The 15,246-nt window shown below is 38.4% G+C and carries 13 protein-coding genes; 1 reads left to right on the forward strand and 12 read right to left on the reverse strand.

The features are described from left to right. Positions 1-30 precede the first annotated feature (30 nt). The 11 genes from B2P60_RS09520 to B2P60_RS09570 all read right to left on the reverse strand — a co-directional run bounded on the left by B2P60_RS09520 (position 31) and on the right by B2P60_RS09570 (position 13,124). Positions 31-1,068 (reverse strand): glycosyltransferase family 4 protein, encoded by a 1,038-nt coding sequence (locus tag B2P60_RS09520; protein WP_286741014.1) that lies wholly within the window; start codon positions 1,066-1,068, stop codon positions 31-33. Positions 1,069-1,114: 46 nt separating this feature from the next. Next, positions 1,115-2,071: a glycosyltransferase family 2 protein gene (locus B2P60_RS09525; protein ID WP_286741017.1), complete on the reverse strand. Its 957-nt coding sequence runs from the start codon at positions 2,069-2,071 to the stop codon at positions 1,115-1,117. Next, entirely contained in the window at positions 2,072-3,580 is a 1,509-nt protein-coding gene (locus B2P60_RS09530) for an oligosaccharide flippase family protein (protein ID WP_286741020.1), read from the reverse strand. Beyond that, positions 3,570-4,145, reverse strand: a complete 576-nt coding sequence (locus B2P60_RS09535; protein WP_286741022.1) for an acyltransferase — start codon at positions 4,143-4,145, stop codon at positions 3,570-3,572. The genes B2P60_RS09530 and B2P60_RS09535 overlap by 11 nt, the downstream gene beginning before the upstream one ends. 1 nt (position 4,146) lies before the next feature. Beyond that, on the reverse strand, positions 4,147-5,217 hold the full coding sequence (locus B2P60_RS09540) for a DegT/DnrJ/EryC1/StrS family aminotransferase (protein ID WP_286741024.1): 1,071 nt from the start codon (positions 5,215-5,217) through the stop codon (positions 4,147-4,149). 5 nt (positions 5,218-5,222) lie between these two features. Then, positions 5,223-6,095, reverse strand: a complete 873-nt coding sequence (gene rfbA / locus B2P60_RS09545) for a glucose-1-phosphate thymidylyltransferase RfbA (RefSeq protein ID WP_286741026.1) — start codon at positions 6,093-6,095, stop codon at positions 5,223-5,225. Further along, positions 6,096-7,154, reverse strand: coding sequence for a dTDP-glucose 4,6-dehydratase (gene rfbB / locus B2P60_RS09550; RefSeq protein WP_286741028.1), 1,059 nt, complete (start codon positions 7,152-7,154; stop codon positions 6,096-6,098). Positions 7,155-7,261: 107 nt separating this feature from the next. After that, a complete protein-coding gene (locus B2P60_RS09555) occupies positions 7,262-9,217 on the reverse strand; it encodes a polysaccharide biosynthesis protein (protein ID WP_286741029.1) in 1,956 nt (651 codons plus the stop codon). 52 nt (positions 9,218-9,269) lie between these two features. Next, entirely contained in the window at positions 9,270-11,534 is a 2,265-nt protein-coding gene (locus B2P60_RS09560) for a GNVR domain-containing protein (protein ID WP_286741031.1), read from the reverse strand. A gap of 45 nt (positions 11,535-11,579) precedes the next feature. Further along, on the reverse strand, positions 11,580-12,011 hold the full coding sequence (locus B2P60_RS09565) for a low molecular weight protein-tyrosine-phosphatase (protein ID WP_286741033.1): 432 nt from the start codon (positions 12,009-12,011) through the stop codon (positions 11,580-11,582). 12 nt (positions 12,012-12,023) lie between these two features. Then, positions 12,024-13,124 (reverse strand): polysaccharide biosynthesis/export family protein, encoded by a 1,101-nt coding sequence (locus B2P60_RS09570; protein ID WP_286741035.1) that lies wholly within the window; start codon positions 13,122-13,124, stop codon positions 12,024-12,026. A 400-nt stretch (positions 13,125-13,524) separates the two neighbouring features. On the opposite strand from B2P60_RS09570, the gene rluB reads away from it, so the two are divergent. Further along, complete coding sequence (gene rluB / locus B2P60_RS09575) at positions 13,525-14,451, forward strand: 23S rRNA pseudouridine(2605) synthase RluB (RefSeq protein ID WP_193006577.1); 927 nt, start codon at positions 13,525-13,527, stop codon at positions 14,449-14,451. Between the two features lie 222 nt (positions 14,452-14,673). Here the strand turns inward: rluB and B2P60_RS09580 are convergent, their stop codons facing one another. Next, a complete protein-coding gene (locus tag B2P60_RS09580) occupies positions 14,674-15,231 on the reverse strand; it encodes a hypothetical protein (protein ID WP_286741039.1) in 558 nt (185 codons plus the stop codon). Positions 15,232-15,246 lie beyond the last annotated feature (15 nt).

The raw sequence follows: 15,246 nt of genomic DNA on the forward strand, positions 1-15,246 counted from the left end.
AAGAAATATCCTCAAGAGGTAATGTATCACTCAAGTCAATATGGCTATCCAATCACCAATAATTTTATCAATCTGATAAGTTTTAGCTTTTATTAAGCTATCTTTTCTTATTTCTGCTCTTCTAATATCATCGTTCATAAGCTCAATAAGAGACAAGCTTAATTCTTCAATATCTTCTGGAGGCACTAGAATAGATCCCGTTTTACTAAGTATTTCTGAAGGTCCTACCTCACAGTCAAAGCTAACTATTGGTAGGCCAAATGATAATGCTTCAATAAGCACCATTCCAAATCCTTCAAATCTAGAGCTCAAACAAAAAATATCAGCTTTCTCATAATATTTAGAAACATCATTGGTGTTTCCTGTAAGTGTAACACTAGAGGATAATTCATTATTTACTATGAAGTTTTCTAATTCATATCTTTCCTCGCCTTCTCCCACAATTATAAGCTGCCAATCTGGATTAGCCCTGCTTACTTTTATCCATGCCATTAGCAATAAGTCGAATCCTTTTTGGTGAGCAAGCCTACCCGTTGCTATTACAGTCTTATTATTAGTATTAACTGGAGAAGTCTTAACACTAAAAGGACTAGGGTTTGGAATAGATATTATTTGATTATTATGTTTAGTATTATTAAGCCAAAAATTCTTATCAGTTTCAGTAAGAGTAACAACTAAATCACAGTAGCGAGCCGCTAGTTTGCGAGCTATATCTCTACTTGGTTTCCCTAAGTTATATTTAAAATTAAAATGCTCCCAACATACTTGCTTAGTTTTTAAGCCAATTAAAGCAGGTAACGTAAAAACATAAGAATTACTATCTACTAAAATCAAAGAATGAATATTATTTTTTTTCACAAAATCTCTAATTTTTAGAATAGTGCTAAAATAATTTTTCTTAAAAGAAACGTTCGAAGGAAAAATCGCATATAACTTTATATCAGCTTCTAATTCAAAAAAAGATTGATTCCCTTCAAAAAAACTCAATATAGTTATATTGAAGCTATTTTTCGTAAGCTCATTTGCAATCAGACTAGTTACTCTTTCAGTCCCACCAGAATAATTCATATTACCAATTAAAAAACATATATTTTTCATAAAAACCTTATTATTTTTATCTATTCTTAATTTTACTTCTAATCGAGAAAAGAGGAAAAAAAATCATAGGTAATAAAGCTGCGATTTTAAATACCGATTGCTCAAAACTTACATTCTTGTATTTTAACGATTTATCTACATACCTTCTAAACAACTCTATATCTTTATCATATACTGCATAGCTATACGCACATCTCAACATAGCTAGCGAATATGATTTTTGTATTAACTCTAATTTATAGCTATCATCTTTAAAGGTATTAAAAGCTTTTGCAAAGACTCTTTCCGCTCCTAATGATAAATCCCTATTGATCTTCTTATTATCAAAACTAATACCGACACCTACTCTATATGCACCTAACATTTCATTCGTATGATAAATATAATCACTTTCCAAACTTGCAACATGTATATCAATATCTAATATTTTAGGATTGTTTAAAAGTTCTTCCCAAAAATTAGAATCATACTTATTTCTGAACATTTTAGAGGAATGAGCAAAAAATGGTAGATTCTGATACAAATGGAAAATATCATATTTTCCCTGAGGATGTGTTAAACCTCTATTTTTAAATTCTCCATTCGAGTCTATTTGCTTTACATCATGAGTACAGATATTACAATCTATGTTACTTTCTAAAATGTCAAATTGTTTTTGTAGTTTAGCTGGGAATGCCAAATCATCACCATCTATATGAGCAATATATTTACCCTTTGCTGCAATATAAACTTGCTTAATGTTTTCAACAGCTCCTACATTTTTACGATAAAAAATAGGTCTTATTAAATGTGGATACCTATCAACATATTGCTGTACGATAATACGAGTATTGTCCGTAGAACAATCTTCACCAACTATAATTTCGAATTTAAAATTTGTTTCTTGGCTTACTAAACTTTCTAAGCATTCGGCTATATATTTTTCTTGATTATAGCAAACCACACATACAGATAATTCAATCTTTTCATTCATTTATAGAAAACCTTTTATTTTAGTAGCTATTTTTTCACGCATTATATCAGAGGCTAAGCTAGCGACAGCTATTGCTATTGCACTAATTATTCCTAGGCTTAGGATAATAATCCAACGATCATTACCTGTTAAAGGCCATATAAAAGAGCAGCTGATCAATAAAATAGAAACTGGGATATAAATACAAAGCACATCTTTAATAATCCAACTTAGATGTAGGCCTGGAACTAACTTATGATGAACATATCCCACCCAAGTAATCAAATATAAAGCATTAATACTTAACCACGCATAACCTGCCCCTACGCCACCATAGTAAGTAGCAGCAACAATTACAGCAGGAATTAATGTCAAAACTATAATTGCATTACCAATTAAATGATATCGTAAGTTGCCTAAAGCATATTGAAGGTAATAAGGAAAAGCAGCAACAGCTAAAGCACCGTTACCTAATACATATAAACGTAGAATAGGGGCTGCATTGGATGAAATGAGATTATCGCCTGTCCATGCATAAACCAGTGCTTCGGCATAAACTGCGACAACAATCGCTGCAGAGCCTGCTAGAACGCTAACTAATTGTGTGGAGTTTCTATAGACTTTAATCATTTCTTCATGCTTACTTTCTGCATGAAGTCGGGCCATTCGAGGCATGATTACAATACTGATAGGCGTACTCAAAATCGTAATACCTCCTGCCACTAAAACAGCTAAGGTAAAGTATCCATATTCAGTAAGAGGTAATATTCCTGATAAAATCAACTTATCAGTTTGCGTGACCAGTATCCAAACTGACGATGTAAATGCTATAGTCACAGCAAATTTCAACACAGGTCTGACAGGCTTAAATGACCAGCCTATAGGTTCTGTTAATGTACTCAATGAAGGCTTCAACAAGCTTGTCATAAAAAACAAGCCAGAAACCTCAAAAAACGCTACCGCAAGTTGATGTAAGAAAAAAACTAAAGGCGTAAAACCATAAAGCCACATGCTTACAAATACAGCAATAAATCTAAGCGAGGCAATGACAATATTGAATCCACTTAACCAGACTAAACGCTCTGATCCTGTTATAACACCACGATATAATCCACCAAGCCAACGCAGCGCTAAACTAATTGCCATGATTTGTACTGCGATAACAACTTCCCTCGTGCCTAATTCCTCGATATTTAACCATTTATTTGCAATGAAATCAGACATAAACCATATTATGCCTCCTCCCAACATTGCAATGAATACAAAAATAACACTCAATGCTCTAAATAATTGCCTATAGGCTAATGCCGACATCGAACCACCACGATAACGAGCTGTCTCACGGGCGATTGTTGGAGTAAGTCCCATATCTAGCAAGCCAAACCATGCTTGTAGCATAGTAAAGACACCGACCAAACCATAAGCCTCGGCACCCATATATTTAATATATAAAGGAAGAATTAAGATGCCGATAGCTGCTACATAAATTTGACTAGCATAGTTGGCTATTACATTTTTTCTAAGAGACAAAGGCTTTCACCTTATTTAATTTCTTTTCTAATTCAAGTAAATCTCTTTTTCTCTCTTTTATTTTCTTTGCAGGAGTACCCATGTAGATACCAAACTCTTCACAATCTTTTGTAACCAAACTTAAAGCACCAACAGCGACACCTTCATTAATATTTATATTTGGTAATATGACCGTTCCTGAGCCTACTATCGCATGCCTACCAATAGTGACTGCCCCATCTGTTACATTTGTAAATTCAGCAGGTATGGTAGGGCCTGTCATGAACATGCCACTGTAATCGTCATTGCTACTATAAACAGAAACCCTTGAAGACAATCCAGCAAAGTCTTCTATCAATATTTTACCAGCTCCCATTATGCTCACGCCAATTGCAATATGGACGTGACAACCTATTTCAATACCACCTTCACCAGCAGATAAAACGGCAAAATCATCAATACGAGTGTTATTTCCAATACTGATATTTTTACAATTGTAATAAGAGGCTTTACTCGAAAGAAGAACATTTTCACCGACTGATTTAAAGCCCATAGACTTTATTTGTTCACTATCTAAGAATGACATACTAACTCTCTTTGATCAGATTTATAATTTTTTCAATATTTTCATTATTTAAACTCGGATACATAGGTAGGCAAAGTATTCGACTAGCAATATTCCTTGAATTATCACACACTTGTTTACTGTTTATATACTCTAAGGTATCTAAGCTTGGATAAAAATAACGTCGAGGCAAGATGCCATTTTCTTTGAGCTTGCTTTCAATCTTTAGTAACTGTGCTTCACTATCAAACAATGTAGGGGCGTAAGCTGCATTGTTTTTGCTATACTCATTCCACTTTTGCAACTTGACTGCATCTAATAAACCTTTACTATAAGTTAGCCAAATAGTTTCACGTTTTTTTCTAACTTCCTCTATATCATCTAATACACATAAGCCCATTGCTGCCTCGAACTCATTCATTTTAGCGTTGGTACCCAATGACGTAACAGAAGTTGGACTACTAATACCAAAATTAATCATCAGTCTGATTTTTTTAGCCAGCTCATCGTCATTAGTGATGACTGCCCCACCTTCGATAGTATGGAAAAGCTTAGTCGAGTGAAAGCTCAGTGTACTGATATCACCGTAATTCAAGACGCTTTGAGATTTATACTCTGAACCAAAAGCATGTGCAGCATCATAAATAACTTTTAATTTATGCTTATCAGCAATGGCCTGAATTGCTTCAACATCACATGGATTGCCAAATACATGTACAGGCACAATAGCGCTGGTATTAGAGGTTATCTGATCTTCTATCTGTGCTGGATCTATATTAAAAGTTTTTGGATTGATGTCAGCAAAGATAGGAGTCAAACCCTCCCAGGCTAGCGTGCTAGTTGTCGCAGCAAAACTAAAAGGTGTAGTGATCACGTCACCTTTTAACGCTAACGCTTTATAAGCTAGTTGCAGAGCAAACGAACCGTTAGCTACCAGGATTATATTTTTAACCCCTAAATATTCTGCTAGCCTACGCTCTAACTCTTGCAACAAACTACCATTGTTAGTCAACCATCCACTATCAAAAATACGATCAACATAAGATTGATATTTTGCTTTGTTAGGTAGATAAGCTTTGGTAACTGGTATCATAGTACTTACTCTTGAGCTAGAGAAATTAAATATTGACCATACGCATTTTTGCGCATTGTTTGGCCAACCTTAGCCACTTGTTGTTTAGTCAGCCAGCCGTTATTAAGAGCAATCTCTTCTAAGCAAGCCACTTTATAGCCTTGGCGCTTTTCAATAGTTTCAACAAACTGCGCCGCTTCTAATAAGCTCTCATGTGTACCCGTGTCTAGCCAAGCAAAACCACGACCTAGTAGTTCTACATTTAGATCACCACGTTCCATATACATCTGATTGACGGTAGTGATCTCGACTTCGCCTCGATCAGAAGGCCTTACCTTTTTCGCAATTTCTATGACATCGTTATCATAAAAATACAAACCAGTTACCGCATAATTAGATTTAGGCTTGACAGGCTTTTCTTCTATTGAAATCGCGCGCTTATCTTCATCGAATGCCACGACGCCAAAACGTTCTGGATCTTTGACTTGATAGCCAAAGACGGTTGCACCTTTTTGACGATTGACTGCTTGACGGAGTAATGGGGTAAAGCCTTGACCATAAAAGATATTATCCCCAAGCACTAAGCAGACATTACTATCACCAATAAAGTCTTCGCCGATAATAAAGGCTTGAGCCAAGCCATCTGGACTCGGTTGAACCGCATAACTGATATCGATGCCAAGCTCTTGACCATCAGCGAGTAAGCGCTTAAAACCGTCTATATCATCTGGTGTGCTGATAATAAGCACCTCACGGATACCTGCGAGCATCAGTACAGACAAAGGATAATAAATCATTGGTTTATCGTAGATAGGTAGCAGCTGCTTAGAGACGCCTTTAGTAATGGGGTAAAGACGCGTACCTGAACCACCTGCTAAAATAATACCTTTAGTATTCATTTATTTACCTGCTCCTAGTCTCTCACGTTGGTAGCTGCCATCTTGAACGCGGCTGCACCACTCCATATTATTCAAATACCATTCAACCGTTTTTCTGATACCACTATCAAACGTCTCTGTCGGTGTCCAATTTAACTTATCGGCAATTTTGCTTGCATCAATAGCATAGCGCAAGTCGTGCCCTGGACGGTCTTTTACAAACGTAATTAATGATTCGTACGGATGACCATTTGCCTGTGGTTTTAGTTCATCTAAAATGTGACAAATCGTTTTGACCACTTCAATATTTTGCTTTTCATTATGTCCACCGATATTATAAGTCTCACCCACTTTGCCTTCAGTGACTACTTTGTATAATGCACGCGCATGATCCTCTACAAATAACCAATCACGTATTTGATTGCCTTTACCGTAAATAGGTAAAGCTTTGCCATCCAAGGCATTCAAGATAACTAATGGGATAAGCTTTTCAGGAAAATGGTAAGGACCATAGTTATTAGAGCAGTTAGTCACTAAAATAGGGAACCCATAGGTACGATGCCAAGCTCGAACCAAATGATCAGAGCTAGCTTTACTTGCTGAATAAGGTGAACTTGGCGCATAAGGGGTATTTTCAGTAAATAAATCCGTCGTGCCTTCTAGATCACCATACACCTCATCAGTAGAAATATGATGAAACTTAAATTGTTGCTTATCTAGGTCATCAAGATTTTGCCAATATTGACGCGCCACCTCTAATAAATGATACGTACCTACGATGTTGGTATTAATAAATTCGGCAGGTCCATCGATAGAGCGATCTACATGTGACTCTGCTGCTAAATGCATCACAAGATTGGGTTTAAAGCTATCGAATGCTTGCTCTAACGCTTCCTTGTCACAAATATCGATCTGTTGAAATGTATATCTTGAATTTTTATCAACTTCTTTAAGGGATTCTAAATTACCTGCATAGGTTAACTTATCAATATTTAAGACTTCGTCATCCGTATTATGGATAATATGGCGTATAACAGCAGAGCCAATAAAGCCTGCACCACCAGTAACTAATATTTTCATAAAAAACCTATTTTTTAAAGCTAAAATTAAATGAGTGCTTTAAGACATTTATTGCTTGGTATTAGAATTAGATATTTATAGATATGTTTTAAATTACTTTTTCTTATTTATTTTGTGCTTTCTTTATAGCCATCTACAAACCGCTTAAACTGCTGCTTTAGCCAAGGGACATCAAACTCTTTTTGTTTTTCAGTCAGCTCAAACAATACCGATTCAAGCTCATCCAATGGAAAGCTATGCTCTATTGCTTGCATGATAAGAGGGTGATCAGTCGATTCGACATTATCTTCACCAATGATCAGCTCTTCATAGAGCTTCTCTCCGGCCCTAAGTCCAGTAAAAATCACTTCGATATCACCTTCAGGATGAGCAGCATCTTTAATATCAAAACCACTTAAATGAATCATTCGCTGTGCCAGGTCAACTATTTTGACTGGCTCGCCCATATCAAGCACAAACACCTCACCACCTGATGCCATTGCACCCGCTTGGATGACCAAGTTTGCCGCTTCTGGAATCGTCATAAAGTAACGAGTCACATCAGGATGGGTGACCGTAATCGGTTTACCTTGTTCTATCTGCTTGGTAAATAAAGGTACGACAGAGCCTGACGAGCCGAGTACGTTACCAAAACGCACCATACTGATACAGGTTTGGTTATCCGTATGGCTTAGCGCTTGGCAAACTAACTCTGCCAGACGCTTAGAGGCACCCATCACATTGGTCGGTCTTACGGCTTTATCGGTCGAGATCAGTACAAATGTTTCTACATTTGCTGCAATCGCCGCTCGGGCACAGTGATAAGTGCCTTTGGTATTATTAATAACGCCTTCAAAAGGATTATGCTCTACCATTGGCACATGTTTATAGGCAGCTGCATGATAAACCGTTTGGATGTTATAGAGATTTAGTATTCTAAGCAGGTTGGATTCGTTGGTGACATTACCGATGACCGCAATAATTTTAATATCTTGATAAGCAGGCGTATTTGCTTGCTTAATGGTTAGCTCTTGATGGATGCTATAAAGCGCAAACTCAGATAGCTCATAAAGAACGAGACATTTTGGCTTATTCTTGATTACTTGACGACATAGCTCGCTACCGATAGAACCACCAGCGCCTGTAACTAACACGCACTTATCTTTAATATTTAGTTGGAGTAATTTTTCATCAGGTTCGACAGTCTGTCTGTCTAGCACATCTAAGATATCCACTTTACGCATACTACTGACGGTCACTTTTTCGTCAGCGATTTCTTCTAGACTGGGCAGTTCTTTTATTTTTATAGCAATGCCTGAAAGTTTGTCTATAATCTGTCTTTTTTGCGCGCGGCTGATAGAAGGAATAGCCAAAAATACCTGCGCAATATCTAATTCTTCTACTAAGCTTACTAAATCATAAGCCGGATAAATCTTTTTACCGAGCAAATAAGCACCAGCAAGCTGTGGATCATCATCAACGTAAGCCACAACATTATATTTATGTGAGTTTCTTAAACCCTCTAATAAATCTCGACCAGCCTCTCCGGCGCCGTAAATAACAACATTATCATAAACACCATCGTCTTTGAGGCGACGCTGAGCTCTACCGCTCCAGCGCATTAAAATCTCACGAATAATAAGACGACTATTCCATAACCAGATAAAGAAGAAAAATAGAAAGATAATAGGAACGGAGCGCGGTATATCTTCTGAAGGATTTAAATAGATGATAATCTCGTAAACAACGATGAGCACAAAGAATAGCTTTGCGACACTACCCATCACCGTATCTAAAAAACCACGTGCTACGCCTTTATAAAAACCAATCAAATATAAACCGACGATGGGCAGCGTACCATAAGATAATAATATGATAGGACTAATGTTATGAGCGATGTCACCATAGCGCAACGACAACGCTAAGAACAGGCACACTAAAGATGCTACCAAGTCTGTAGTGAGTAAAATCGCTCGTTTTACACTACGGGGCAACGATAACAAGTATTCGGCTATACGTTGTAGCCAGCCAGTTTTGCCATTAAGTGATGGATAATCACTTGACGGTTTTGAATTAGTAGACATAACACTCAACCACTTAAAAACGTGAATTTTGGTAGAATTTCCAAAAAGCTAACTATTGGTTATTACCATAAGCATAACTATAGTGATAACTATATTTGCTCATAATCCCTTGTTGTACATCGTTGAGAATGATACCGTCGACCTTTATATTGGCTTTATTCATCTGATTAACCGCATAAACCAGCTGCCCTTCTATAGAATCGTCGTATCTAGTTACCATCAATACCTTATCCGCGTGCTGCGCTAATATCATAGCGTCAGAAGCGGCCAATACTGGTGGCGAGTCGATGACAATATAATCATAATGCAAATTAAGCTCTGCCATTAAATGATTAAAACTGCCATTTGCTAATAATGAAGCAGGGTTACGCGGATGCTGACCGCGTGGTATAAAGTCAATATTATCTATGCCAGTCGGATGAATAAAGCTTGCTAGGTTACTAGTCTCTTGACTGGTAATAACTTCTGTAGTTTGGGCTTTAGATTTTGATAAATGAGTCTTATCCTGTGATAAATAGTCCGCTAAACCATTATCTTGGCTCATGCTAAACATTCTATGTAGCTCACCCAAACGCATATCAGCATCGATAATCAGCACTTTTTTATCTAACTGCGCAAATACTTCTGTCAGATTCGCAGAGATAAAGGACTTACCAACGCCCGGGCTTTCGCCAGTAACAAGAATAACTTTGGCGCGCTGACCTGCTCGCCCTTTCACTGGCATGCCAAACATCAGATTTGTTCTTAAGCTTTTGATGGCTTCGTAGCTTAAGCTATTGTGATCGACATAGGCTAATAAACGATTAGGCGCTTTCTTATTCTTACGCAGTCTTGTCAGCAGTGGAGAGCGTGGGACTGTTGCTACCACAGGCACACCAGTTTTAGCTTCAATACGTTCAGGATCTTTGACCACATTTCTAAGCATATTTTTGAGAAGTACTAACATTGTCCCAAGCATAGCGCCCAACAGCATGGCCAATATGATAATTTGCAGCGTCTTTGGTGCAATCGCTCGATAAGTACTGATAGGCAAATCAATGATACGCGCAAAACCAATTTGACCCGCTTTAACGATCTTTAACTGCTCATAGTTTTTGAGTAGCGTGAGATATATCTCTCTATTGATCGTCGTGTCAGCTGATAACTGTAAAAACTCTCTTTGAATCTCAGGTAAACCTGCAATAGTATTATCTATTTCCTGTCTTCTAGCATCAAGTACTGCAAGCTGCTCATTGATCTGGACCACCAATGGATGCTCTTCCGTATAGTAAGTCGTTAGATCCGCTTTTTTTAATTTAAGCTCGTTAAGCTGCGCATCAATTTGCGAGCTTTCTATCAATAACAGTTCGGCTTCTTTTGCCACGTCGATAGTACCGTATTCTTCACGGAAATCATTAAATATAGCTTCAGAATCTTCCAGTTTTTTCTTCAGGGTTGGAATCTGAGTTTCCATAAAACTGATCGTTTTGGTGGTTTCTTCAGAACCACGAGACTGGTTTTGATCAATATAAGATAAAACGATTTGTTTTAAAATCAAACTGGTTTGCTGCTGATTGTCACCGGTCATAGACAACTGAATAATGCCCGTCTGCTTGCCTTTTTCAACCACAGACAGTACCTCGTTTATCTGCTCTGTCGTTACTTGAAGCGATTGCTTAGTAATATTAACCGGGTATCCATCAGCAGGAAGGTCATTAACGGAGATTTGAATCTGCCCATCCGAGCCTCTAAACTGCTGCGGCTGGCCAATCTGACCTTTAAACTCCTCAAAACCATTGCTTAACACAAATCCAGTCGCTGAGCGTGTTAAAGTAAATGGTTGATTTAAATACGCTTGCGACACGTTAAACTGACTGATTTCTACTTCACCATCTTCAGTTTTAAGTGACACACCTTCAGATTTATTTATTTGAGTAGCAGTACTATTATTTTTTATTCTATCTAAAGCCCCAATATTAGGATCAGATAGACGAATACGTAGATGCAATAAATTAACAACAGGTTCTAAGATCATCCGCGATCTTATTAGTTCTGCTTCTGCTTGGGCTTTACTGACTTCTGACCCGACTAGCTCAGAGATATCAGCTCCTAATGCTGCCACCCCTTTAGAGTTCTCTTCAATTTGAATCAGTGCATCCGACTTAAAGGTGGGATTGACATATCTGCTATATAACACTCCAACTACCAGACCTAATACAGCAAAAAATACGATGATTTTCCAGCCACGCAAAATGGCAAACAGCAGCGCCATAAGATCAATTTCGTCATTATCTTCTTTAGAAGCAGAGTTTGATAAATTCTTTGAATCTGTATTCATAACTGTATGTTCATCACTTAAGGTTAATCGTTTAATGGCCGTTATTTAGTTAATTTTATCATCCCATTGCGCGAGACTATCAACAATATCTTGGTATGCTGTTTCAAAAGCACTCATATCATGTTTATAAGGGTCAGCAATATCTTTGTCTTGCCAATGTCCAAGCTTAAAGGTTTTGCCACGGCAAAACGGCCAACGTTCCTCAATCCACTTTGTCTGACTGTCTGACATGGTAAAAATCAGATCCGCTTTTTTTACTAACTGCTCATCAATCTGTTTTGCTACATGATTGATGATGTCAAGCTGTTGTTCGGCCATGATTTCTAGCGCAGCAGGGTCTGCAGGATGGCCGACTAAAGCGCCAACACCTGCAGAGTCGATATTCTTATAAGGATAACGTTGTTTTAATAATGCTTCTGCCATGGGACTACGGCAAATATTACCCACGCATACCACTAAAATATTATCAAACGCCATGCTGATGACTCCCTATAAACTTGAAAAGCTTCTGATTGCTGTTGTAGAAGGTAGTATAGCGCTAATAACACGATTCCAACGCGTCAAGCCAGTTGGGTCAACGTAGACAATATCATTGGGGTGCATCTCAAAACGATTGGCAAGCGCAAAGCTGGTAATGGTCTGCATATCTACATAATAGATATCCGTCGCTTTCATACTCAGATTATCACGGACAACATATATTTTAGCAGCGTTGGCGGTAGTAGAATTAAGCCCTTTAGACTCACCCAAAACCTGCGCTAAACTGATACCCTGTTCCAAAATAGGTACAGGCTCTACTTGTCCAAACTCCCCTAATACATATACTTTATTACGGTCTTGGCTATTAACATGAATAGAATCACCATTTTGCAAATAGATTTGATTAGCAGAAGTACCCATTGCTCGTAGTGACTGTAATCCGATATTGTAACTTGTGCCATTACGGTTCAGCACGACATTATTTGAATCACCCGTAGGTGTGGCACCACCCGCCATAGAAATCGCACCATATAGCGAAACTGGCACATCAGCGATAGGGAATTCACCAGGCTGTTTAACTTCACCATCTATAAAGAACTTATTACCACGATAATTAACAATTTTAACTTGCGGGTCTGAATACTTAAGATAGCGTTGAAGTTGACTCTGCAAGTTCGCAGTAAACTGTGGCACACTCATACCACTTGCCTTAATACGTCCAATAAGTGGAAACTGTACAAAACCTTGTTGATCAACGGGAAAACCTGAAGCATAAGGATTGGAATTACCACTAGATACTACAGGAGCAATGTCAGGATAGCCTGTAAGTACAATACTCAGAATATCCCCTTTAGTAATACGATACTCTTCCCGGCCTGAGGTTTTTATCAAGCGTACTAAGTCACTACTAGGCGCAACAACTTGTTTCGGTGGTAACGTTGCTAGGCTTAAGGGCTGAACATTAAACTGTATGCCATTTGAGGCGACAAATGTTCCACTAGGCGGCAATTCACCAGATTGTAGACCTGAGTTAATACTACTACAGCCAGAAACTAGACTAATTATCAGCAGACACGCTGCACTTAATAACTTTGATGAATTGAAAAACATATAAAGACCTTTATAAATCATAGATATAAGTAGCGCATGCCAATAACTTCAACTAAGTCAATTGTACTAAACAGTTACATTAACCACAAAAAAACAAAGCCATAATAACATAGGCGGTTAAATATTAAATACTAATGGCCTATTTATGGTAAAAATTACGTAAGTGTAACAATCAATTTATATTTACTATTTACTATTTACTGTTTACGCAATATAGAGGTCTGAAGGTAGAGTAGAACATCTTAGTAAAAGAAGTTTGTTTATAGTAAGACTAACCTTAACAAATTTATCTAATACACAGTCTTTATGATAAGCAGAGTCTTGATAAATAGCGTAGAATGGTTACCTTAATTTCCTACATTGAGAAATGTAAAAACCAACCCGATTCAAGGATATCGTAATGAAAGACGAAAAACTCCAAAAAGCACTCGCCCGCATGGGCCTTGGTTCACGCCGCCAAATGGAAGAAGTCATTAAAGCAGGCCGCGTAACGGTTAATAATGGTCCAGCAACCATTGGTGATCGCGTTGAGCAAGGTGATGAAATTCGCGTTGATGGTCGTCAGATTAAATACACCGCTGAAAACGAGAAGCGTCGCCGTGTGATCGCTTACTATAAACCGGAAGGTGAAGTTTGCTCTGCCAAGGATCCAGAAGGCCGTCCAACGGTCTTTGAACGCTTACCAAAACTGACTCATGATCGCTGGGTCATGGTCGGACGTCTAGATATTAACTCAACTGGCCTGTTACTGTTTACCAATGACGGTGAAATGGCGCATCGTTTGATGCATCCATCAAGCGAAGTGACCCGCGAATATGCCGTACGCGTATTGGGTGAAGTCACTCCCGATATCGCTCGTGCGCTGACTGCTGGTGTGATGTTAGAAGACGGCATGGCACAGTTTGAAGACATCAAAGAAGGCGGCGGTGAAGGCGTCAACAAATGGTATCACGTCAAACTAAAAGAAGGGCGTAATCGTGAAGTACGCCGTTTATTTGAGTCGCAAGGACTAAAAGTCAGCCGTCTACTACGTACGCGCTATGGGACGATTGCCCTACCAAAAGAGTTACGTACTGGCCGCTTCTTAGAGCTGGATAAAAAAGACATCAATACGTTAACGGACTTAGTGAGCCTACGCCCACGTTACGGTACTGGTCTACACGGCGCAGCGAAAGAAAAGCAAGAACGTATCAAAAACAAACCGCTTAAAGCGCGTCGCACTGACAATCGTAGCGATAGCCGTAGTAACAGTGCAAAACCTAAAAGTAGTGCGAGCCCTGCCAGCCGCGGCACACGCAATACGCGTGATCGCAACGACAAGCGTTGATTGATACTTTCCTTAAGCCTCTTATAGATTTAAGGTAAGCCATAAAAAAGCTGCCATTGATCAATAGTCATTGGCAGCTTTTTTGTACTGAATTATTGAGGTAGGGCAAACGTAACAACATTAAAACTAGGTTGGGTAACCAATAAAGTAAATGGAGATCGGCCCTCATCTAAAAGGAGTTATTTTGACATCACCCATCACAATTTTTGGTCTTGGCATGTTTTAGTCATCGTGGCTATCAATGTAATGATCCATGACTCGTAACGCTTGTAATTGCTGCGTCTCTATTTGCTCTAATAGCCCGTCCAGACGCTGCTCAATATTATCTAAGAACTTCTGTAATAACGCACTGGCTTCCGCTTTTTTTTCATTACTCACATGTTGAGCGCTTGTATAGATATTCGCTAATTGGTGATAACTGGCCAGCATTTCAGGCAACCGAGTGTGCAACATCTTATGCAATACAAACTGTTGCTCAGTGACGACAGATTTTTTATTCTGCGCCTCTATCCCTTTTTGATACGTTTGATAGTTATGGGTTTTTTCATCAATACGTTGTAGTTGACGCAGTTGCTGCTCGGGCAAATCGTTCAGGTGCTTTTTATTCAAATGTAGCTGTTGCCAGCTGACAGCAGATAACGACAAGGGCGCATTGTAATCTTGATACGTGAGTACACCTGGGGTGATACCAACCGCTTTATGCAACGCTTGCCACCCCTTTCTACCCAAATAAACAGTGGTAACCATCGTCACGACGCCAATACCTATCAATATACTCATATACGCTCACTATGA

Origin of the sequence: Psychrobacter sp. UBA3068 (genome assembly GCF_002366815.1) — a bacterium.
Taxonomy (GTDB): domain Bacteria; phylum Pseudomonadota; class Gammaproteobacteria; order Pseudomonadales; family Moraxellaceae; genus Psychrobacter; species Psychrobacter namhaensis.

Excerpts from the sequence above, each read along its gene's own strand:
- B2P60_RS09520 (WP_286741014.1), bottom strand. The coding sequence starts at position 1,068 with ATGAATTATTCTGGTGGGACTGAAAGAGTAACTAGTCTGATTGCAAAT.
- B2P60_RS09525 (WP_286741017.1), bottom strand. The coding sequence starts at position 2,071 with ATGAATGAAAAGATTGAATTATCTGTATGTGTGGTTTGCTATAATCAA.
- B2P60_RS09535 (WP_286741022.1), bottom strand. The coding sequence starts at position 4,145 with ATGTCATTCTTAGATAGTGAACAAATAAAGTCTATGGGCTTTAAATCA.
- B2P60_RS09540 (WP_286741024.1), bottom strand. The coding sequence starts at position 5,217 with ATGATACCAGTTACCAAAGCTTATCTACCTAACAAAGCAAAATATCAA.
- rfbA (WP_286741026.1), bottom strand. The coding sequence starts at position 6,095 with ATGAATACTAAAGGTATTATTTTAGCAGGTGGTTCAGGTACGCGTCTT.
- rfbB (WP_286741028.1), bottom strand. The coding sequence starts at position 7,154 with ATGAAAATATTAGTTACTGGTGGTGCAGGCTTTATTGGCTCTGCTGTT.
- B2P60_RS09555 (WP_286741029.1), bottom strand. The coding sequence starts at position 9,217 with ATGTCTACTAATTCAAAACCGTCAAGTGATTATCCATCACTTAATGGC.
- B2P60_RS09560 (WP_286741031.1), bottom strand. The coding sequence starts at position 11,534 with ATGAATACAGATTCAAAGAATTTATCAAACTCTGCTTCTAAAGAAGAT.
- B2P60_RS09565 (WP_286741033.1), bottom strand. The coding sequence starts at position 12,011 with ATGGCGTTTGATAATATTTTAGTGGTATGCGTGGGTAATATTTGCCGT.
- B2P60_RS09570 (WP_286741035.1), bottom strand. The coding sequence starts at position 13,124 with ATGTTTTTCAATTCATCAAAGTTATTAAGTGCAGCGTGTCTGCTGATA.
- rluB (WP_193006577.1), top strand. The coding sequence starts at position 13,525 with ATGAAAGACGAAAAACTCCAAAAAGCACTCGCCCGCATGGGCCTTGGT.
- B2P60_RS09580 (WP_286741039.1), bottom strand. The coding sequence starts at position 15,231 with ATGAGTATATTGATAGGTATTGGCGTCGTGACGATGGTTACCACTGTT.